The sequence below is a fragment of the Shimia fortis genome, from assembly GCF_040225985.1.
In the GTDB taxonomy this organism is placed as follows: Bacteria; Pseudomonadota; Alphaproteobacteria; order Rhodobacterales; family Rhodobacteraceae; genus Shimia.
Genome location: NZ_JBBPEU010000001.1, coordinates 663,715 through 683,808 on the forward strand (window position 1 = coordinate 663,715; position 20,094 = coordinate 683,808).

General features: G+C 61.3%; 21 protein-coding genes. 6 read left to right on the forward strand and 15 right to left on the reverse strand.

Annotated elements, in window-relative coordinates; translation table 11 throughout:
- Positions 1-50: 50 nt before the first annotated feature.
- The 4 genes from WNE31_RS03075 to fghA are packed head-to-tail and all read right to left on the reverse strand — an operon-like array spanning position 51 to position 3,248.
- Entirely contained in the window at positions 51-503 is a 453-nt protein-coding gene (locus WNE31_RS03075; RefSeq protein ID WP_349978214.1) for a YaiI/YqxD family protein, read from the reverse strand.
- Positions 504-551: 48 nt separating this feature from the next.
- Complete coding sequence (locus WNE31_RS03080) at positions 552-968, reverse strand: VOC family protein (RefSeq protein ID WP_349978216.1); 417 nt, start codon at positions 966-968, stop codon at positions 552-554.
- Positions 969-977: 9 nt separating this feature from the next.
- Positions 978-2,408: a Si-specific NAD(P)(+) transhydrogenase gene (gene sthA, locus WNE31_RS03085; RefSeq protein WP_349978218.1), complete on the reverse strand. Its 1,431-nt coding sequence runs from the start codon at positions 2,406-2,408 to the stop codon at positions 978-980.
- 6 nt (positions 2,409-2,414) lie between these two features.
- A complete protein-coding gene (gene fghA / locus WNE31_RS03090; RefSeq protein ID WP_349978219.1) occupies positions 2,415-3,248 on the reverse strand; it encodes an S-formylglutathione hydrolase in 834 nt (277 codons plus the stop codon).
- Between the two features lie 178 nt (positions 3,249-3,426).
- Here fghA and WNE31_RS03095 point away from each other — a divergent pair, with 178 nt between their 5' ends.
- Positions 3,427-5,139: a calcium-binding protein gene (locus WNE31_RS03095; RefSeq protein WP_349978220.1), complete on the forward strand. Its 1,713-nt coding sequence runs from the start codon at positions 3,427-3,429 to the stop codon at positions 5,137-5,139.
- Between the two features lie 19 nt (positions 5,140-5,158).
- Here WNE31_RS03095 and WNE31_RS03100 read toward each other — a convergent pair whose 3' ends face one another.
- Positions 5,159-6,361 (reverse strand): cation:proton antiporter, encoded by a 1,203-nt coding sequence (locus tag WNE31_RS03100; protein ID WP_349978221.1) that lies wholly within the window; start codon positions 6,359-6,361, stop codon positions 5,159-5,161.
- A 200-nt stretch (positions 6,362-6,561) separates the two neighbouring features.
- Between WNE31_RS03100 and WNE31_RS03105 the strand changes: the two genes are divergently transcribed.
- Positions 6,562-7,557 (forward strand): LLM class flavin-dependent oxidoreductase, encoded by a 996-nt coding sequence (locus WNE31_RS03105; protein WP_349978222.1) that lies wholly within the window; start codon positions 6,562-6,564, stop codon positions 7,555-7,557.
- Here WNE31_RS03105 and WNE31_RS03110 read toward each other — a convergent pair.
- The 3 genes from WNE31_RS03110 to WNE31_RS03120 all read right to left on the reverse strand — a co-directional run bounded on the left by WNE31_RS03110 (position 7,554) and on the right by WNE31_RS03120 (position 10,444).
- A complete protein-coding gene (locus tag WNE31_RS03110; protein WP_349978223.1) occupies positions 7,554-8,483 on the reverse strand; it encodes an AEC family transporter in 930 nt (309 codons plus the stop codon). The two genes, WNE31_RS03105 and WNE31_RS03110, sit on opposite strands and share 4 nt — an antisense overlap.
- A gap of 52 nt (positions 8,484-8,535) precedes the next feature.
- Positions 8,536-9,234: an NYN domain-containing protein gene (locus WNE31_RS03115; RefSeq protein ID WP_349978224.1), complete on the reverse strand. Its 699-nt coding sequence runs from the start codon at positions 9,232-9,234 to the stop codon at positions 8,536-8,538.
- Between the two features lie 73 nt (positions 9,235-9,307).
- Entirely contained in the window at positions 9,308-10,444 is a 1,137-nt protein-coding gene (locus WNE31_RS03120; RefSeq protein ID WP_349978252.1) for an S-(hydroxymethyl)glutathione dehydrogenase/class III alcohol dehydrogenase, read from the reverse strand.
- Between the two features lie 133 nt (positions 10,445-10,577).
- On the opposite strand from WNE31_RS03120, the gene WNE31_RS03125 reads away from it, so the two are divergent.
- Together WNE31_RS03125 and WNE31_RS03130 are read left to right on the forward strand one after the other, a co-directional pair.
- A complete protein-coding gene (locus WNE31_RS03125) occupies positions 10,578-10,853 on the forward strand; it encodes an I78 family peptidase inhibitor (protein ID WP_349978225.1) in 276 nt (91 codons plus the stop codon).
- A gap of 208 nt (positions 10,854-11,061) precedes the next feature.
- A complete protein-coding gene (locus WNE31_RS03130) occupies positions 11,062-11,409 on the forward strand; it encodes a DUF2794 domain-containing protein (protein WP_349978226.1) in 348 nt (115 codons plus the stop codon).
- Positions 11,410-11,417: 8 nt separating this feature from the next.
- Here the strand turns inward: WNE31_RS03130 and WNE31_RS03135 are convergent, their stop codons facing one another.
- The 3 genes from WNE31_RS03135 to WNE31_RS03145 all read right to left on the reverse strand — a co-directional run bounded on the left by WNE31_RS03135 (position 11,418) and on the right by WNE31_RS03145 (position 14,133).
- Positions 11,418-12,284 (reverse strand): C40 family peptidase, encoded by an 867-nt coding sequence (locus WNE31_RS03135; protein WP_349978227.1) that lies wholly within the window; start codon positions 12,282-12,284, stop codon positions 11,418-11,420.
- Positions 12,281-13,666, reverse strand: a complete 1,386-nt coding sequence (locus tag WNE31_RS03140) for a leucyl aminopeptidase family protein (protein ID WP_349978228.1) — start codon at positions 13,664-13,666, stop codon at positions 12,281-12,283. The genes WNE31_RS03135 and WNE31_RS03140 overlap by 4 nt, the downstream gene beginning before the upstream one ends.
- 86 nt (positions 13,667-13,752) lie before the next feature.
- The gene (locus WNE31_RS03145; protein WP_349978229.1) at positions 13,753-14,133 is read right to left on the reverse strand and encodes a hypothetical protein; all 381 of its coding nucleotides are present in this window, start codon (positions 14,131-14,133) and stop codon (positions 13,753-13,755) included.
- Positions 14,134-14,282: 149 nt separating this feature from the next.
- On the opposite strand from WNE31_RS03145, the gene WNE31_RS03150 reads away from it, so the two are divergent.
- Complete coding sequence (locus WNE31_RS03150) at positions 14,283-14,933, forward strand: carbonic anhydrase (RefSeq protein ID WP_349978230.1); 651 nt, start codon at positions 14,283-14,285, stop codon at positions 14,931-14,933.
- 104 nt (positions 14,934-15,037) lie between these two features.
- Here WNE31_RS03150 and WNE31_RS03155 read toward each other — a convergent pair whose 3' ends face one another.
- The 4 genes from WNE31_RS03155 to WNE31_RS03170 all read right to left on the reverse strand — a co-directional run bounded on the left by WNE31_RS03155 (position 15,038) and on the right by WNE31_RS03170 (position 18,832).
- Positions 15,038-15,172 (reverse strand): hypothetical protein, encoded by a 135-nt coding sequence (locus WNE31_RS03155; RefSeq protein WP_349978231.1) that lies wholly within the window; start codon positions 15,170-15,172, stop codon positions 15,038-15,040.
- Positions 15,173-15,512: 340 nt separating this feature from the next.
- Positions 15,513-16,535: an aspartate-semialdehyde dehydrogenase gene (locus tag WNE31_RS03160; RefSeq protein ID WP_349978232.1), complete on the reverse strand. Its 1,023-nt coding sequence runs from the start codon at positions 16,533-16,535 to the stop codon at positions 15,513-15,515.
- A 103-nt stretch (positions 16,536-16,638) separates the two neighbouring features.
- A complete protein-coding gene (locus tag WNE31_RS03165; RefSeq protein ID WP_349978233.1) occupies positions 16,639-17,652 on the reverse strand; it encodes a glycosyltransferase family 4 protein in 1,014 nt (337 codons plus the stop codon).
- Positions 17,653-17,659: 7 nt separating this feature from the next.
- Positions 17,660-18,832: an MFS transporter gene (locus tag WNE31_RS03170; RefSeq protein WP_349978253.1), complete on the reverse strand. Its 1,173-nt coding sequence runs from the start codon at positions 18,830-18,832 to the stop codon at positions 17,660-17,662.
- 147 nt (positions 18,833-18,979) lie between these two features.
- On the opposite strand from WNE31_RS03170, the gene WNE31_RS03175 reads away from it, so the two are divergent.
- On the forward strand, positions 18,980-20,094 hold a 1,115-nt coding region (locus WNE31_RS03175), incomplete at its 3' end, for a DUF3095 domain-containing protein (RefSeq protein WP_463407410.1).

Here is a 20,094-nt window from a genome sequence, read left to right on the forward strand (position 1 = left end):
TGTGCGGTGTCTTGGCCGGAAACGACCGGATGGTCTGAAAACGGCATCGCTCAGGCCCGCGCGGCGGCGCGCAAGGCGCGTTCCAGCGCATCCAGAAACCGTGACCGGTCGGCCTTGGTAAATCCCTTGCCGCCACCCTGACGAAACGGATCGGCGGCGCGCAGGTCGGCCATGAGATCACGGGTCGCCAGAACATTACCGATATTGGCCGCGGTCAGCGCCTCGCCATTATGTTTGAGCACCTGCGCCCCCGCCTCGACGCATTTGGCAGCCAGCGGGATGTCTCCGGTCACCACCACGTCGCCCGGACCTGCGCGATCCGCGATCCACATATCGGCCACGTCCGGACCTTCGGGGACGATCACGGTTTCGACAAGCGGGTTCTGCGACGGGCGCAACCCGCCGTTCGACACCACGAACATGCGCACACCGTGACGGGTGGCTACGCGTTCGGCCTCGGATTTCACGGGGCAGGCATCGGCATCTATGTAGAGACTGGTCATGGGCAGGGGTTTACCGGGCTTTGTCGTGATCGGGAAGGGCCGCACCGGTCAGTCATCGCGTCCGGGGTCGTTGGGGTTAGACGAGAACAGGGCGATCTTGTTGCCGTGGGGGTCCCGCAGATACCCGACATAGAAACGTGGTCCATAGGAGTCGCGAAACCCGGGCGCTCCGTCGTCCTGCCCGCCAGCGCCCACAGCGGCAGCATGCAGGGTGCGCACCTGTTTCTGGCTTTGCACCTGAAAGGCGACCATCGTGCCATTCCCCGCCGAGGCCGGCGCACCGTTGAACGGGGCTTTCACGTAGAAATCCGGTTGTGCCACGGGGGTATCGTGGTGTTCGGGCGGGAGATAGCTCAGATCCCCGTGGTATCTTTCCAGCCGGTAACCAAGCGCGGGCAGGAACGCTGAATAAAACCGTTCCGCCCGCGCGATATCATCCGCCCCAACCGTGACATAGGCAATCATGCGGCTTGCTTACCCCTTCTTCTTGGAGGCCTTCTTCACCTTGTATTCCTCGGGGATCGGCATCCGGTTGAAAGCGTCCAGCCCGGCGATGCGATAAGCCTCGGCCAGGGTCGGATAGTTGAAGGTGTTTTCGACGAAGTAATCCACCGTGCCCTTGAGGTTCAGCACGGCCTGCGCAATGTGGATCAGCTCGGTCGCACCCTCGCCGACGATCTGCACGCCCAGAAGGCGGCGGGTCTTGAGGCTGACCAGCATTTTCAGCATCCCCGCATGTAGCCCCATGATATGTCCGCGACTGGTTTCGCGGAACCGCGCAATGCCGACCTCGTAAGGAATGCCACGTTCCTTTATCTCTTCCTCGGACATGCCGCAGGTGGAAATTTCGGGGACCGAATAGATGCCATAGGGGAACCACGGGCTTTCGGGCAGGGTCGGCGTTTCCAGTGCGTGACAGGCCGCGACACGCCCCTGTTGCAGCGAGGTCGAGGCCAGCGAGGGATGGCCGATCACGTCACCGGCGGCATAGATATGCGGCACGTTGGTCTGATAGGTCTTGCGGTCCACCTCGATCCGGCCGCGATGGTCGGTCTCAAGGCCCACCTTGTCCAGTCCCAGCCCGGCGGTCGCGCCCATACGCCCTGCTGCGAACAACAGCATTTCGGCCCGCACATGGCGGCCATTCTCAAGGCTGACCTCGACATGGTCGCCCGCGTCCTCGACCTTTTCGATGGCCGACCCAAGACGCAGGCTCATGCCGTTGTCACGCACCTGGTGGGTGAATTCGGCCACGGTGTAGCTGTCGATGAAATCAAGGAAGGTCTCGCGCGGCTCTATCAGGGTCACGGTCACGTCCAGCGCGTTGAACATAGAGGCATATTCAACCCCGATCACACCGGCCCCGACCACGATCAGGCTGCGCGGGATGCGGGCGAGCTCCAGAAACTCGTCACTGTCGACGATGGTGCTGCCGTTGAAGGGGATGGTGTCGGGCCGGTAGGTAACGGTGCCGGTCGAAATCAGGAACTTGTCGGCGGTCAGGCTTACCACCTTGCCCGCATCGCTGGTCACGCGCACGGCATTGGGGCCGGTGAAGACCGCGCGCCCCATCAATGTGTCGACATGGTTGCGGTTGAACTGGTGTTCCAGCGCGTCGACCTCGTGATCCAGCGTCATGTGCAGGCGGGCCTTGAGGTCCTCGGCGCTGATTTCCTCTTTTGCGCGATAGCCCCGCCCATAGAATGACCGCTCGCGCCAGCCGGACAGGTTCAGCACGGTTTCGCGCAGGGTTTTTGACGGAATGGTGCCGGTATGCACCGACACGCCGCCAAGGCGTTCGTTGGCATCAATCACCAGAACCCTGCGTTTGAGTTTGCCGGCCTGAATGGCAGCGGCACGCCCGGCAGGGCCCGAGCCGATGATGATAAGGTCGTAGTGGGTCATGTCGGGTCAGTCTGCGTAAAGGGCGTCTGCGTGAAAGGCGACGTGCTCTTCCATGAAAGAGGACACGAAGAAATAGCTGTGATCATAGCCTTTCTGCATCCGCAGGGTGATTTCCTGGCGGCGTTCGGCCGCGGCGGCGGCGAGCGTTTCGGGGCGCAACAGGTTGATGAACTGGTCGTCCGCGCCCTGGTCGATCAGAACCGGCCCGTCAAAACCCTTTTCGCGCATCAGGACCGAACTGTCATGGTTGGCCCAGGCGGCCTTATCGTCGCCAAGATAGGCCGAAAGCTGTTTCTGGCCCCAGTCCGCGCCGGTCGGATTGCAGATCGGCGCAAAGGCTGAGACTGAGCGGAACCGCCCGGGCAGCGACATGGCCAGCGTCAGCGCGCCATGCCCGCCCATTGAATGCCCTGTGATCGCCTGCCGTGTCATGTCCAGCGGGAAATCCTCTTGTAGCATCGAGGGCAGGTCTTCGGAAACATAGGTCCACATGTTGTAGTTGGGCGCCCATGGCGTTTCGGTTGCATCGACATAGAACCCCGCGCCCTTGCCAAGGTCATAGGCCGCATCATCGGCCACCGCGTCACCGCGCGGGCTGGTGTCCGGAAACACCAGCGCGATGCCGTGCTCTGCCGCCCAGCCTTGGGCGCCTGCCTTGACCATGGCGTTCTCGTGCGTGCAGGTCAGGCCGGACAGGTACCACAACACGGGTACGCGACCATACTTGGCCTCTTCCGGCAGAAATAGGCCAAAGGTCATTTCGCAGCCGCAGCTGTGGGAATTGTGGCTATAGACCCCCTGAGTGCCCCCGAAGGCCTTGTTCTCTGAAACGATTTCCATCACGCACTCCTGTTTTTGCCTGCCTCATTGGCTAGCGCAGACAGGCAGGGGGCAGCAAGGGAAACCACATGGCTTCGGACGAAAAACTCGGACGGGGCGAGGGCATGCAGCTTGGACACGCGGCTTGCTAAATGCCGGTGGGATGCTACCCTCATCAAATATTGCAAAAAGGTTTATGATGGCGCGTATTGTTGGCACCCCTCGAAACGATGACGGTATTTCCAACCCTGCGGTGATTGGTACCGAAGACGCAGACACGATCTTTGACCTTGACGGCGATGATCTTGTTCAGGGGCTTGGCGGGGCGGATATTCTGTACCTCGGTCGCGGAAATGACACGGTCGAAGGCGGCGACGGAGACGACATTTTCCGCATCGGCTATGGTATCGATCCTGCCGGGATCCTCGACGGGGGCGCGGGGGCAGACACCATCGCGTTGTCTGACGGATCTGTCGCGCGCTTCGGGCAAGTATCGGTGAACGGGGTGGAGCATGTCGACCTCAACGGGGGACAGCTGAACCTGACCGCAGACCAGTTGAACGATTTGGAGCGAGTGTCGGATTTTGGGCTTCGCGGCCAACTTTATGTGACGGCGGGCACGCAGATTGATTTGTCGGGATTGCTGAGTGGCGATGGCATCGACGGTCAGGGCAGGATTGTGATTGGCGCGTACTCGGATGACGTAACCGTGGACGCCAGCGGGACCGGGGTGGCTTGGGGCATTTCCATGCACGGGTCTGCGACGTTCAACAGGCAGGAACAACTGCTTGGCGGGGCTGGCAACGATACCCTGTTTTCCGGTGGGGCTGGAGACACAATTCTTGGGGGAAGCGGCGATGATGTCATCGAGTATCACCCGCACCGTTCGGGACAAAGGCCTGATCCAAACGCCCCCTGGACAGTGATCAATGGGGGCGAGGGGCATGATACGTTCCGTGGCCTTGGGCTGCAGGACTACTCTCGGACAAGCTTTCAGAACATTGAAATTCTTGAGGGTGGCGGGCAGTTTCGCCGCGCGACCCTTCTAGAATTCGAAGAAATGCACGAGATACTCTCGTTGCAAATATCTACCCCGGGCGCGATCGACCTGTCCGGGCTGGTCGTATCGGCTGCAGGAGAGCGATTCAACGGCCCCGATTTTTTCCGGTTTTTCGGATCATCACAGGCTGACGAGATCACCTGGACCGACACCCATCTGGCGATCGAGATTGATGCGGGTTCGGGGGCGGATCTTGTCACGACAGGCGGCTCGGATGACCGTATCACGGCAAACCGCGGCAATGACACGATCTTTAGCGGTGATGGCAGTGACGTGGTTTACGGCACTTCGGGTCAAAACCGGATCCTCACGTTCGAGACCGAGGCCGATACAGGCGATACGGTCATAGGCGGGACGGAAAGTGACTTTATTTCCACTGGTGCAGGCAATGACAGTGTCCATGCCGGTGGCGGGGAAGATACCCTTGTCGGAGGGCTGGGGGCGGATACGCTGATCGGGCAGGCAGGCGCGGATCACCTGTCGGGTGGCGGACTGTCCGATCTCATGTTTGGGGGGGACGGGGATGATTTCCTGAATGGCGGCTTCGGGTTTGACCGGTTGAATGGTGGCGCTGGTGAGGACCGGTTCTTCCATCTTGGTGTAGCCGGCCATGCGAGCGACTGGGTTCAAGATTTCTCGGATGCAGATATTCTGATGACCACCGGTGGGTTCGCCGCCCGAGATTTCCAGATCAATTACGCAAACACGCCTGCTGCGGGTGCCGCAGATGTAGACGAAGCGTTTGTGATCTATCGCCCCACGGGCCAGATTTTCTGGGCGCTGGTGGATGGCGGGGATCTAACCTCTCTCACGTTGCAGACCGGCATGACACAGCACGATCTTCTGGCTTAAGGGCCGCCAAGATGATGGCCTAGCTGACGGAGCTGTCGTCCTTGAGGCGGAACAGGCTTGCTGCCCATTTTGCCGAGATGCCGTGCAGGAAAGCCGAGATCGGCACTGCCAGCAGGGCCACCACCAGAATTTCCTGCGCAAGGTCGAGGCTCTCGAAATCCATCACCACGAAGATCGCGAACAGCGCCGTGGCCAGACCGCGCGGTCCGAACCAGCCAAAGAACAGCCGCACATGGCCGGGCAGGTCTGTGCCGAGAAATGAGAGCCAGATCGCCAGCGGACGGATCACGAACAGTGACAGCGCGATGACCGCGACATAGGTCCAGCGGAGGTGGTCAAAGGCAAAAGACGCACACAGGCCGCCAATGAAGAAAAAGCTCAGCATGGCAAGGAATTGCCCGTCGCTTTCCACGAAGGCACGCACGTGCGACACGTTTCCGGCGCTAGCTTTGGCATAGGCGATGCCACACAGGAACACGGCCACAAACGCGTTCCCCATCAGCATCTCGGCCAGAAAGAAGGTGAGCGACACAAGGGCCAGCGTCGCAACCTGAATGAGCCCGCGCTCCATATACCTGTGCGCCACGGCAAGGTTGCGCAGTTTGCCCGCAGCAACCCCGACCCCGACCCCAACCAGCGCGCCGATGCCGATCTGTGACGCCAGCAGCGGCACCAACGCCACCTTTTCCCCGCTGTCCCCTGACGCCGACGCCGCGAGCGAGGCGAAGAAGATGACAAAGGGCAGGGTCAGCCCGTCATTCAGTCCGCTCTCCGCGTTCATAGCATCGCGCAGAACCTCGGGGATGTCCTCGTTCGACTGGATCGATTCCCCGAGCGCGGCATCAGTCGGGGCCATCAGTGCCGACAGCAGACAGATTTGCCAGAATGGCCAGTCCAGCAGCAACCAGTTTCCCAAAATACCCAGCAGGATCGCCAGAGGCAGGCCAATGCCCAGCATCCGCGCCGACAGGATGCCTGACCCCTCAAAGGTTTCCCGGCGAAGATGCGTTGCGTCGGCAAACAGCAACAGCGCCAGCGTGATCTCGGCGAGGTTGTGGAAGATCGTGGCGATATCATGGGTCAGTTCCGGGCCGCGCGCCCCGACAATGATCCCAGCGGTCAGAAACACCATCGGCATCGTGATCGCGAATTGCGCAAGGCGGGCGGAAAACAGGCTGTAGGCGATAATCAAAACCGCGAGAAAAAGAAACAGAAGCTCCATTTGTGCGATGCCTCCTTGCGACGCGGCTGCGATCTTCGGTCCCTGACAAGGGGCAGCTTAGAACGCCGCGCCGTGCCGGGTCCAGACGGGATGCGCCGGGGCGGGTTGGGAAGTGACCACTGGTCACGCGGGTGGCGGTGGTTGCGGTTTTGCGCGGCGATGGCCACATTCTTGGGCAGATACAGACTGACGAGGCGTCGATGAAACAGTTTTCCCTTCTGGACCTTTGCCCGATCCCCGAGGGCCACACCCCGGCGCAGGCGATCGCGAACACGGTGGCGCTGGCCCAACTGGCCGAGGCGACGGGCTATCACCGGTTCTGGATGGCCGAACATCATAACATGCCTGGCGTGGCCAGTTCCGCGACCGCCGTGCTGATCGGGCATGTGGCGGGGGCGACCTCAACCCTGCGGGTTGGGGCCGGAGGGATCATGTTGCCCAATCATGCGCCCTTGGTGGTGGCCGAACAGTTCGGTACGCTTGCGACGCTGTATCCCGACCGGATCGACCTTGGCCTCGGGCGGGCGCCGGGCACCGATATGGCCACGGCGCGGGCGCTGCGGCGTCACATGGCGCCCGAGGACGGGTTCCCGCAGGATGTGCAAGAGCTCATGGGCTATCTCGCGCTGCCCTCGGGCGAAGCGCGTGTGCGCGCGGTGCCGGGGGAAGGCACCACGGTGCCGGTCTGGATCCTCGGGTCCAGCCTCTATGGCGCGCAATTGGCGGCGCAGCTTGGGTTGCCCTATGCCTTTGCTTCGCATTTCGCGCCGGCCATGCTGGATCAGGCGCTCGAGGTGTACCGCCGCAGTTTCCGGCCCTCGTCGATGTTGTCCGAGCCTTACGCGATGGTGGCGGCAGGGATCTGTATCGCCGACACCGATGAAGAGGCCGCCTATCTGCGCACGTCGCAACAGATGGGGTTTGCGCGCCTGCGCACGGGGCGTCCGGGTAAATTGCCCGAACCGGTGGCCGATATTTCCGAGGTGATCCCCGCGCCGGTGCTGGCGCAGGTGAACGCGGCGCTGTCCTGTTCGGCGGTGGGCGGCCCCGACACTGCCCGCGCACAGTTGGCGCAGATCATCGCGCGGACGCAACCGGACGAGATCATGATCACGGGCATGATCCATGATCCCGCGGCCCGGTTGCGGTCGTTTGAAATGGCTGCGGAAATCCTGCGGGATCTGAAACAGAGTTAAAGCGTGCCGACCCAGGCGATTACCGCCGAAACGGTGGCTATGCTGATCACGGTGGAAAACAGGATCGCCGCCGAGGCGCGGTGCGGGGCCACACCGTAATGCTGCGCCAGAATGTATACGTTACCAGCCACCGGCAGGGCCGCCGCCGAGATGATGACCCCCGCCGAATACGTGTCGATGGGAAACAGCCACAGCGCGCCGATGGCGACAAAGGCTGGATGCAGCACCAGCTTGCAAAAGCTGAGCCACAGGGCCACTTGTGCGCGTTCGGCCGATTTTGACGCCAGAGAGGCCCCGATGGCAAACAGCGCGCCCGGTGTGGCTGCGCCTCCGAGGATGGCAAGGAATTCGTTCATCGGGTCGGGAATGGGCAGTTCCAGCGCCGACCAGATCAATCCGGCGCTGATGGCCATGATCATCGGGTTGCGCACCAGCCCCATGCCCACGGTACGCAGAATTCCAAGCGACATGCGCCCGTCACGGGCCCCGGTGATCAGGATCACGATCAGCGAAGAAAACACGATCAGGTCGACCGCCAGCACCAGCATGACCGGCCCGATCGCCTGTTCCCCCAGCAGCAGCACCAGCATGGGCACGCCCAGAAAACCGACATTGCCGATCACTGCGCATTGCGCCTCGATCGCGGCGGTTGGCACGTCAAGCCTGCGAAGGAAGGCCACGCCCGTGGCAAGACCATAGACCACCGCAGTGCCCCAGAGGTAAGCCGACACCAGCGTCCAGTCGAGCACCTCGGCCAGCGACAGGTTGGCGGCAAAGCGGAACAGCATCGCCGACAGCGCGAAATAAAAGACGAACTTGGTCAGGTATGCCGTCGCCTCTTCGGTGAAGAAGCGCGTGCGTCCTGCCCAATAGCCCAGCCCGATCAGGGCAAAGAATGGCAGCGTCTTGAGGAATATCGCGAACATTCGGGTTTGGTAGCACTCAGGCGCCGCAGGTCAATGGGGAATAGTCGCTGCCCTAGTCGAGCCGGCGCACCTCGAGTTGGTTTCCGGTGCGGCGGGTTTCGAACCTTTTCAAAGTCTTGATCAGGTCCGACAGCTTTTTCTGACCATAGGACCGCGTGTCGAAATCCGAATGTTCGGCTTGGATATGCTGACCGATCTGGCCCAAGGAATACCACTCGTCATCCTGCGCGATCTTTTCCATCGCACTCAGGATCAGGGGCACCGCGTCCTTGGCCGATTTCTTGCCTCCGGTCTTGGCTGGGGTCGGTTCATCGACGATGTTTTCGATCAGGATGAACCGGTTGCAGACATTGCGCAGGGATTCCGGCGTTTTGCTTTCGCCGATGCCGATCACGTCAAGGCCCTGTTCGCGGATGCGGTTGGCAAGCGCGGTAAAGTCGCTGTCAGACGAGACCAGCACAAACCCGTCGAACCGGCCCGTGTGCAGGATGTCCATCGCATCGATCACAAGGCCGATGTCGCTCGCGTTTTTGCCCTTGGTGTTGGCTGTCTCCTGATGCGCGACCAGCCCCTGTTCGCGCACAGTGCCCGTCCATCCCCGCAATTGGTCCGAGGACCAGTCGCCATAAACGCGGCGCAAGGCGGGTTCCCCGAAAGAGGTGATCTCTTTCAGGATTGGTCCGGCATGCTTGGCGGGGATGTTGTCGGCGTCGATCAGGACGGCGTAAAGGGGGCGGTCGCGGTTGGGCATTGGAAAACCTTCAATGAAAAAGGGCGCGCCGGGTTCGGCGCACCCCCGTGTCTCAGACCTAGGTGCTTTGGCCTCAGAACTCAACCACAGCGCGGATCGACTTGCCCTCGTGCATCAAATCAAAGCCTTCGTTGATCTGTTCGAGGGTCAGCTTGTGCGTGATCATTGGATCGATCTCGATCTTGCCGTCCATGTACCAGTCGACGAATTTCGGCACGTCGGTGCGGCCCTTGGCGCCACCGAATGCGGTGCCTTTCCAGACACGGCCCGTCACCAGCTGGAAGGGGCGGGTGCTGATCTCGGCGCCGGCCGGTGCTACGCCGATGATGACCGACACACCCCAGCCGCGGTGCGAACATTCCAGCGCGTCCCGCATCACCTGCACGTTGCCAGTCGCGTCAAAGGAATAGTCGACGCCGCCGAACTGGTCCTTTTCGGTCTTTGTGATTTCGATGATCGCCTCAGTCACCGACTGGCCTTCGGGCAGGTCGGACGGGTTCACGAAATGGGTCATGCCGAATTTCTTCGCCATCTCGGCCTTGTCGCTGTTCAGGTCAACGCCGATGATCGTGTCGGCCCCGGCCATGCGCAGGCCCTGGATCACGTTCAGGCCGATGCCGCCCAGACCAAACACCGCCGCCGACGATCCGATCTCGACCCCGGCGGTATTGATGACTGCGCCGATGCCCGTGGTGACGCCGCACCCGATATAGCAGATCTTGTCGAAGGGGGCGTCGTCGCGCACCTTGGCCAGTGCGATCTCGGGCAGAACAGTGTGGTTGGCGAAGGTCGAACAGCCCATGTAGTGATAGATCGGCGTGCCATCGAGCATCGAAAAACGGGTGGTGCCGTCGGGCATGAGGCCTTGGCCTTGGGTGCCACGGATCGCGGTGCAGAGATTGGTCTTGCCCGACAGGCAGGCATGACATTCGCGGCATTCCGGCGTGTAAAGCGGGATCACGTGATCGCCGGGCTTCAGCGTGGTGACACCTTCGCCCACCTCCAGAACGACGCCCGCGCCCTCGTGCCCGAGAATCGATGGGAACAGCCCCTCGGGGTCGGCGCCCGAGCGGGTGAATTCATCAGTGTGGCACAGGCCCGTCGCCTTGATTTCCACCAGAACCTCGCCCTTTTTCGGGCCTTCAAGGTTCACTTCCATAATTTCGAGGGGTTTGCCGGCCTCAAGGGCGACGGCGGCTTTTGTCCGCATCATTGTGATCTCTCCCGCTGTTGGTTGGAACAAGCGTCGGCGATTTATCGTGTTTTTTCAATAGAGCTTGCGACGGGCTCTTGTGCCAATGCGACAAGCATGAACAAACTGACCGCAAACAGGAGGCTTTGGCATGAAACAGTTTTTTCTGATCGTTCCCCTAGTGGCCCTTGCGGCCTGCGAGGACACAACCCAAACCGATGTGGTGACACAAGGCAGCGAAACCTGCGATCCGGCGGCGTTCGAATTCCTGATCGGGCAACCGAAAGAGGCGCTCCCGGGCGTCGTGGTGCCCAAGGATATCCGGATCCTGCCGGAGGACTCGGTCATGACCATGGATCACAACCCGGAACGGCTGAACATCTTTCTTGATTACAACATGAACATTAGCAAGGTCACATGTGGCTGATCTGTCTGGGAAATAAGGCCCCCCGGCGACGCAGACTGGGTGGGGGCAAGAACGCCGCGCCGCCGGAGGTAGCGTTTGTTTCGCTATGATCTGAATATGCAGGTCGGGTTGGGCGACAAGAGGGAGCGTGCAAGGCGATTTGCAGAATAATATGGGGCGAAAAGGGGGCAGGGTTGATTTCTGTTAAGAACGGCGCAAGTCTGCATTCATGAACGCACAGCCCCCCACGCCCCTGCATCGCGGACCGCAATTCCCAACACAGGTTGCGTTTCACCGGACCGAGCTTTCGCTGATCCTGTCGCTGTATGGTCGGATGGTCGCTGCCGGAGAATGGCGCGATTATGGCATTTCCAACCTGAAAGAGGTCTCGGTATTCTCGGTGTTTCGCCGGTCTGCCGAGAATCCGCTTTATAAAATCGAAAAACGCCCCAAGCTGCGGAATCGCCAAGGCATGTATGCGGTGATCGGGATGGACGGTCAGGTTCTCAAGCGCGGGCATGACCTGAAAACCGTGCTGCGTGTGTTGGAACGCAAGCTGATCCGCGCGGTCGACTAGATCGGTTCCTAACTTTCCATTGGTTGCGAGGGGCGTCGCCTTGCCGTGACGGGACCATCACCTTGTGCCCCGATCCTGTCGATGGCCGCGGTGATGGGTTCATAGACCACCGACATATGATGCGCATTGGCGTGAATGAGGGTCGTGTCATCGACCACCATGGCCACATGCCCTTTCCAGAACAGCAGGTCGCCACGACGATGGGCGGCGTCTTCGGGCAGCGGGGTTCCGACCTCTGACGCCTGCAAGTCCGAGTCGCCGGGGCATTCCAGGCCACAGGCCAGAAAGGCCGCCTGCACCAGCCCCGAACAGTCGATCCCGACCGAGGAATTCCCGCCCCAGAGATAAAACGCCCCGAGATAGCGCGCGGCAACAGCGGCGGGGTCGGTTTCGGGGTGGTCTACGGGGCGCAGGTGAGTGTGCGGCACGTAGATCGACGCTCCGTCCGGCCCGGTGCAGCGGGCCCATTTGCCCTCGATCTTCTGTACCGTCAGGCGCGCGGCGTGGAACAGGGGCAGTATCTCGTCGCGCTGTTTGAAGTCCGGCCCCGCTTTGCCAAAGCTTTGCCGCACCTGAACCGTGTGAGTGGTGGCACCGTCCCAAGGGCGCAGGTCGGCATGAGGGACATATCCGACATAGCCATCCTTGGTGCTGTAGCCAAAGCTGTGCCCGTCGCGTGTTTCGAGCACGACAAACCCCTGTCCGAACAAAAGCTCGCGGTCGCGGGTCGGGGCGTCGGGCGCTGCCAAAAGCGGGGTACGCGGCGTGCGGACGCGGTGGCGCACGCCTTCGACAAAGTGGTCGACCGTGACCGAGCCTTGCAGCGATGTGCAAGCCACCCGCCCGTTCGAGCGCAGGAACCGCCGGTCCGTCATGGCAGGTCCAGAATGTCCGGCAGCGCGGCGAACAGGGCGCGCGCGCCCATGCCGACGCCCCCTTTGCTGCGGGCGGGGGCCGCAGTCGGGTTCCAGCCGTAGATGTCGAAATGGGTATAGCTTGGGTTATCCACGAAACGCCGCAGGAACAGGGCCGCCGTGATCGACCCGGCAAATCCCCCCGCCGGAGCGTTGTCGAGATCGGCAATCCCCGGTTCGATCTTGCTCTCATAAGGGGTCCAGAACGGCATCCGCCAGACCGGATCGGCCTGCTCCGACGCCGCCGTTTCCAGTGCGGTCACGATTCTGACGTCGTCAGTGTAATAGGGGGCAAGGTCTGCCCCCACGGCCACGCGGGCTGCGCCGGTCAGCGTCGCCATCGAGACAATCAGATCGGGGGTTTCCTCGTCCGCCAGAGCCAGAGCATCGGCCAGAACCAACCGGCCCTCGGCGTCGGTGTTGTTGATTTCGACGGTCAGCCCCTTGCGCGAGGTCAGGATGTCTCCGGGGCGAAAGGCATTGCCGCTGACGCTGTTCTCTACGGCGGGGATCAGCACGCGCAACCGCACCGGTAGGGTCAGCGCCATAATCATCCGGGCCAGACCCAGAACCGTGGCCGCGCCGCCCATGTCCTTTTTCATTAGTCCCATCGACGCGCCGGGTTTGAGGTTCAGCCCGCCCGTGTCGAAACACACGCCCTTACCAACCAGCGTCACCTGCGGGCCTGCGTCGCCCCAGCGCATGTCGATCAGGCGCGGGGCCTGTTCTGCTGCGCGCCCGACGGCGTGGATCATCGGGAAGTTCTGCGTCAGAAGGTCCGCGCCGGTGGTCACCTTGATGCTGGCCCCGCACTCGATGGCGAGATCCCGCGCTGCCGCCTCGAGCGCCTCTGGCCCCATGTCGGCGGCAGGCGTGTTGATCAGGTCGCGGGTCAGCGCCTCGGCCCGCGCGATGGCCTCGATCCGCGTGGCATCAACTCCATCCGGACAGACCAGCCGCGCCTTGGATGCGCCCTGGCTGCGATAGCGGTCAAAACTGTATCCCGTCAGCAGCCAGCCCAACGTTTCGGTTTCAAGGTCACCGGCGGGCAAATCACTGACCAGACGGAATGTGCCCTCGGGCAGTTTCGCCGCCGCAGCCGCCAGAGGAAAACGCCCCCGTGCACGCGCCGCCGCATCGCCGAAACCGGCCACGGCCAGCTTGGGTTTGCCCTCGGCATCCGGCACAACTGCCGCCGTGCCCAACGCCCCCTTGAAACCCAGCGTATCCAGCCAGCGGCGCACCGGCTCGGGCTGCTCGGCGCGCCAGCTATCGAACGTTGCGGTCTCGACGAGGTGCAGGGGTACGGCATCCTGTGTGCCGGGTGCGAATGTCAGGGACATGACAGAAACCTTGTTTATGCGTTGGTCTGCCAGACTATGTGCAGAATTCCGGCGGATGCAATCGCCGCCCGCATCCCCGACAGTCATTAGCCGGAAATATCCTGCAAAGCCCAGATTTCCTCGAGCGAGGACTGACCGCTGCGCAGCAGGCGCGATTGTGTTGCCGAAAGCGCAACCGGATCGCCACTGTCGATGCAGGTCACGACGTCCTCGGCCACCAGGCTGAGCGTATCCATGCCGATCTGGTCGGCGATGGCGATCAGCGAGCGGGTGCATTTGCGCATTTCCTGCAAATGCCCCTTGTCATAAAGCGCATGGCCAAGCTCTAGCCGGGTCGCAATTTCCTCGACCGCGCGGCACAGAACATCCTGCGCCCCCGATTCTCCTAGTTGCCGCACCAGCCCGTGCAGGCGCGCGCGGTTTACGCATACGGCTTCCCGTACGTCCATCGTCAGATATTGACCCACCTTTTCACCCCTTGGTCGATTTGCCCCCACAGCTGGCGCCAGTTTGAAATCCAGAAGTTCCCAAAAGGTTTCGCCTGTGACGTAATATCTCTCGAAATTTCCGTGATTTGTGGATATTGCCTGAAACAGACTAAATAACAGGAGTCACGATGGAACACGCCAAGCCACTGCCGACCTATCTGGTGCAGCGTTACCAGGGGTGGAAGGCAACCTCTTATGCGTCGAACGAGGCGTGGTACCGTCACCTCGGGAACGAAGGCCAGCACCCGCGTGCGATGATTATCTCCTGTTGTGACAGCCGCGTGCACGTGACCGCGATTTTCGGGGCCGATCAGGGCGAGTTCTTCATTCACCGCAACATTGCCAATCTCGTGCCCCCGTATCAGCCGGACGGACATCAACACGGCACCTCGGCAGCCATTGAATATGCCGTGACCGCGCTCAAGGTGGCGCATGTCGTGGTGATGGGGCACTCCAAATGTGGTGGTGTGCAGGGCTGTATCGACATGTGCGAAGGCAACGCGCCGGGGCTGGAAAGCAAACAAAGCTTTGTCGGGCGCTGGATGGATGTGCTACGCCCCGCCTATGGCGACGTCGCCGACATCGAAGACCCGGCGGAAAAGGCGCGCAGCTTTGAAAAGCGGGCGGTTCTGGTGTCGCTGAGCAACCTTATGACCTTCCCCTTCGTGCGTGAACGCGTCGAGTCGGGCGATCTGAGCCTGCACGGCCTCTGGCATAACATCGCCGAGGGCGGGGTCGAGGTCTATGATCGGGACTCGGACAGTTTCAAACAGGTCTGATCCTGCGGGCCGGCCTTTGCTGTCGGCCAATCCTGTCCCCAAATGCAAAGAAAGCGGCCCCGTCGGACCGCCTTCTTTTAGCGAAACAAACCCCTACCCGTGGTTCAGAGGAACAGGTTGTCCTGTTGGTTTTCGCAGGCCAGCAAGGCGCGCAACCGGCGCTGGCGTGCTTTCTCGAGAAGGGTGACACCAGCCTGGCCAGCGTTCTCGATGCGGGGGGTGTAGAATTCTTTGCGCATTGTTCAGTCTCCTAAGCGTTTTGCCCTTGCTTGATGAAACCAATATGCGCGCCAACTGTGGCCGAAATTTAGCGAAATGGGGCGAAGACAAGGCAAAACGACCCGAAAACGGAAACAGTCCGTTCGGATTTTTGCAACAAATTCATAAGGTTACCTTCTGGTAAACCTTGGGCCCTGTTCTGGCAAGGAAATCGGGCAAATATATCTTCAATTTGCGGAAACACTGTGTTTGTCGTGGCGAAAATGGGGCGCAACACGTCGAAAACATGGCGATTTTCGCGGTCTGCACGAAAAAGGGCGCCGCTCGGGCGCCCTTTCAAAACCTCTCAGGAAAAGGATCTCAGCCCTTTTTCAGAACCTCACGGCCCAGGGTCTCGGCGATCTGCACGGCGTTTAGGGCCGCGCCTTTGCGCAGGTTGTCTGACACGCACCACAGGTTGATGCCGTTCTCGACCGTCGAATCCTGACGGATACGCGAGATGAAGGTGGCGAAATCGCCGACGCATTCCTTCGGCGTGACGTAACCGCCGTCTTCGCGCTTGTCGATCACCATGATACCCGGCGCCTCGCGCAGTATGTCGCGGGCTTCGTCCTCGTCCAGAAACTCTTCAAACTCGATGTTGATCGATTCCGAGTGGCCCACGAAGACCGGCACGCGCACACAGGTTGCAGTGACCTTGATCGACGGATCGACGATCTTCTTGGTCTCGGCGACCATCTTCCATTCTTCCTTGGTCGATCCGTCTTCCATGAAGACGTCGATATGGGGAATGACGTTGAACGCGATGTCCTTGGTATAGACCTTGCGTTCATAATCGTCGGTGGGGTTGTAGGCGGCCTTGGTCTGGTCCCACAGTTCGTCAATGGCATCTTTGCCCGAGCCAGACACCGACTGGTAGGTCGACACGACAACGCGCTTGATCTTGGCGCGGTCATGCAGCGGCTTCAGCGCGACAACCATCTGCGCGGTCGAGCAGTTGGGGTTGGCGATGATGTTTTTCTTGGCATAGCCGTGGATCGCATCCGCGTTGCATTCCGGCACGATCAGCGGAATGTCGGGGTCGTAGCGATAGAGCGACGAGTTGTCGATCACGATACAATTGGCCGCCGCTGCGATCGGGGCGTATTTCTTGGTCGCATCCGAGCCGATGGCAAAGAGGGCAAAATCCCATCCCGCGAAATCGAATTGCTCGATATCCTGGGTCTTGATGGTCTTGTCCCCAAAGCTGACCTCTGTGCCCAGCGAACGACGGCTGGCAAGAGCGGCGATTTCATCGACCGGGAACTGGCGCTCGGCCAGAATGTTCAGCATTTCGCGGCCCACGTTACCGGTGGCGCCTGCGACAACGACGCGATAGCCCATTGTGTTTCTCCAAAGTTTCGGACGAGCCCTATTACCGTCGATTCCCTTTGGAAAAAAGGGGGGCGCGTGTGAATCTTGTGATGTGGGACATTTCGCAGCGCGATTAGTCGTCCAGAAGCCGCCGATAAAGCGCGACAAGGGCGTCTGCCTCGCGGTCGAGACCGAACTGGTCCCTGACGCGGGCGCGACCGGCCACACCCATGGCGGGCAGGTCCCGCGCCAGCATCTTGCCCACCGCCGCCGTCAGGGCTGGGGCATCGTCCTTGGGGACGATCTCGCCACAGTCCTGAGAGACAAAGTCGCGAAAGGCGCCCACATCAGTGGCCACCACCGGCACCTCGCAGGACAGCGCCTCGAGCGGGGTCAGGCCAAACCCTTCCAGCAGGGAAGGCGCTACGTAGAGAGACAGCGCATTGTAAGCCTTGGGCATGTCGGGCAGAGGCAGTTCGTCCTTGAACAGGATGCGGTCCTGCAATCCGGCCTCGGCAATGCGGGCCTTCAATTGGTTGCCATAGGCCTCGTTGTCGGGTGTGACCCGCCCCATGATGATGGCCGTGTAATCGGGGTGACTTGGCAGCAGGTCACACATCGCTTCGACAAAGTGGTGTGTCCCTTTCATAGGCCGCACCCGCCCGAAACAGCCGATCAGCTTTTGATCGCCTGTTCCGTATATGTCGGACGGGGCCGGGGAGAAGATATCGGTGTTCACCCCGTGCGGAATAATCTCGGGTGTACCCGGCATCACCTCGGCATTCACGGGCGTCGTGGCGACGATGGCGTCCATTTTGGACACCATCCAGTTGGTCAGCCCGCCGCGTTTGCGTGGCGACGACGAGGTGAAGACCAGTTTCAGCTTCATGCGCAACACGGCGCGCAGCAGAATGCCCAGCAACATCTCGTTATTGCGCCGCGCGTGCCAGACCCTTGGCCGGCGTTTCAGGAACGGAAGTTTCCACAGCGGCACGAAGGGCAGACCGTCGGGCAGGGCGACACCTGTTGCCACAATGCCGATCTTGTGGGCTTGCAGTGGCACCAGCGCGATCACCGTTGCCGTAACGCCGGACAGGCGCCGGTTCAGGTTCGGTGCAATCACCTCGATGTCGTCAGGGTTGGCCATGCATGCCTCAGTCGGTCCGGTCAGTGCTGAACAGATAGACCAGAAGCCCCGTCAGCAAAAGCCCGCCAAACAGCACGAACAGCACCTGATAGGCCCCGATGGGCGATGTGACGGCCACGTCGGTGTGCAGACGGCCGGTCACGAACTGCATCACCCCGACACCGCCGATGCCGAACAGGTTCATCAGCGTGACGCCGCGCCCGATCAGGTGCGGCGGGAAAAAGCTGCGGCTGTGGGCAATGATGACCGGAAAGCTGGCCCCGAAAAAGCCGACAATCGCCATCAAGGTGACCGACAGCCAGACATTCAGGTCGATCCACAGGGCCAGCCCGAAACAGGCCAGCGCCACGATCAGGTTGCCAATCAGCACCACCCATTTTCGGGTGCCCAGAATGCGGTCCATCGGCCCATAGGCCAGCGTCCCGAGGATCATGGCGACCCCCATGACAAGGGCTGCGGTTCCGATGGCCCCGGTCGACAAGTCGAACACGTCAGACAGGTAAGGGCCCATCCAGACCCCGCGAATGCCCGCTGCAGGCATGTAGTTGACAAACATCATCGGGAACAAGAGCCACAGTGCCGGCATCTTCAGCAGATCCAGAACCGACCCCTTTTCCTCATGCGCCTCTTGTGGCGGGTCGATCACCTTGACGTACAAACCAACTGCGGTGGCCGCGCTGAACAGGGCCAAAACCACCAACGCGGCGCGCCAGCCGATCGTGCCGGCGGCCCATGCCATCGGGTAGGACGCCACAAGGTTGCCCACGGACCCGACCCCCAGCATCAGCGCCGCAAGGGTCGCAAAACGGGCGGGCGGATAGCTTTTGGCGAAGATGTAATAGCTGGCCATCAAAACCGGTGAGCAGCCAACCCCGATCAGCCCCATGGCGATCACCATGTGCAGCGGCGTTGCGGCAAAGGCGAACATCAGCGCGCCGCCACCCCCGCCGATCAACAGCAACACCGACGACGTCCGACGCGGACCGATCTTGTCAAGCGCAGCCCCGACCGGGATTTGCATGGCGGCAAAGACAAGGAACCACATGCCCGACGCAAAGGACAGGTCCGCCGCCGTGGCACCGATATCGGCGGCCAGAGGTTGTGACAGAACGGCCAGAAAGGCGCGGAAGAACTGGCTCAGGACATAAGCAAAGCACAGAAGGATCAGGTCGGCGCGCATCGTGTCATCTTTCTTTCCGTTGGTGGCAGGACTTGATCCCAAGGTCACAGGAAAGGCAAGGGGGCGGCTCACACCCTCGTGCATTGAAGTGATCCAATTCGTGTTTAGCTCCGTAGTACATTGAAAGAACCGCGAGGGGTCGTGGAGATGTATTTGGTGCAATCAACGCAAGACTATTACGAGAATTTGCCGCGTGTCGCCGATTTCGACAGGCTTGCAGACCCTGCCGGTTACATGCCGCTTCCGGATGACTGGGTGGTGGGTGTGGCCGATATCGTCGGCTCGACCCAAGAGATCGCGCGTGGCCGGTACAAGACGGTCAACGTGGTCGGCGCGGCTGTCATCTCGGCACAGTTGAACGCAGCCGAGGGCAAACGCCTGCCATACGTGTTCGGGGGCGACGGGGCCGGCTTTGCCGTCTGGCCCGAGCAACGCGCCGCCGCCGAAGCGGCGTTGCGGGAAGTGCGCGCGTGGGCACAGCTTGAATTCGGCATCTCCCTGCGCGTGGCGATGGTGACTGTGGCAGAAATCCGCGAAGCAGGGCATGATCTGCGCGTGGCCCGCTATGCTCCGTCCGAGGGCGTGGACTATGCGATGTTTTCAGGGGGCGGCATTGCCTGGGCCGAACGCCGGATGAAAGCCGGGTATATCACCCTGCCCAAAGAGTTGGGCACCAAGGCGCCGGATCTGGAAGGGTTGTCCTGCCGCTGGTCCAACATCGCGTCCGAGAACGGGGTGATCCTGTCGCTGGTGATCGAACCCGCAGAGGGCGTGTCAGATGACGCTTTTGCCAAGGTATCGCGCAAGATCGTCAGGATTGCCGCCGCGGCCAACCGAGCGGGTCATCCAATTCCGAAAAACGGGCCGGGGTTTCAATTTCCACCCGAGGGCCTTTCGCTTGAAGCACAGGTCACCCACAAGGGGCGTCCGTTGTGGCTTGAAAAAGCACGTTTGCTGGCGATGAACCTGATGATCTGGGCGCTGTTCCGGACGAATATGCGGCTGGGCAAGTTCCGCCCTGATGTCTATCGGCAAGAAGTCGGTCAGAATGCCGATTTCCGCAAGTTCGATGACGGTCTGAAAATGACGCTGGATTGTGATCCTGCCACGCAGGCCCGGATCGAAAAGGAACTGGCCCGCGCCGCAGCCAAGGGGCTAATCCGCTATGGTCTGCATGCGCAGGACGAAGCGATGATGACTTGTCTTGTGCCGTCTGCATCAGAGAACACGCACATGCATTTCGTGGATGGCGCGGCGGGGGG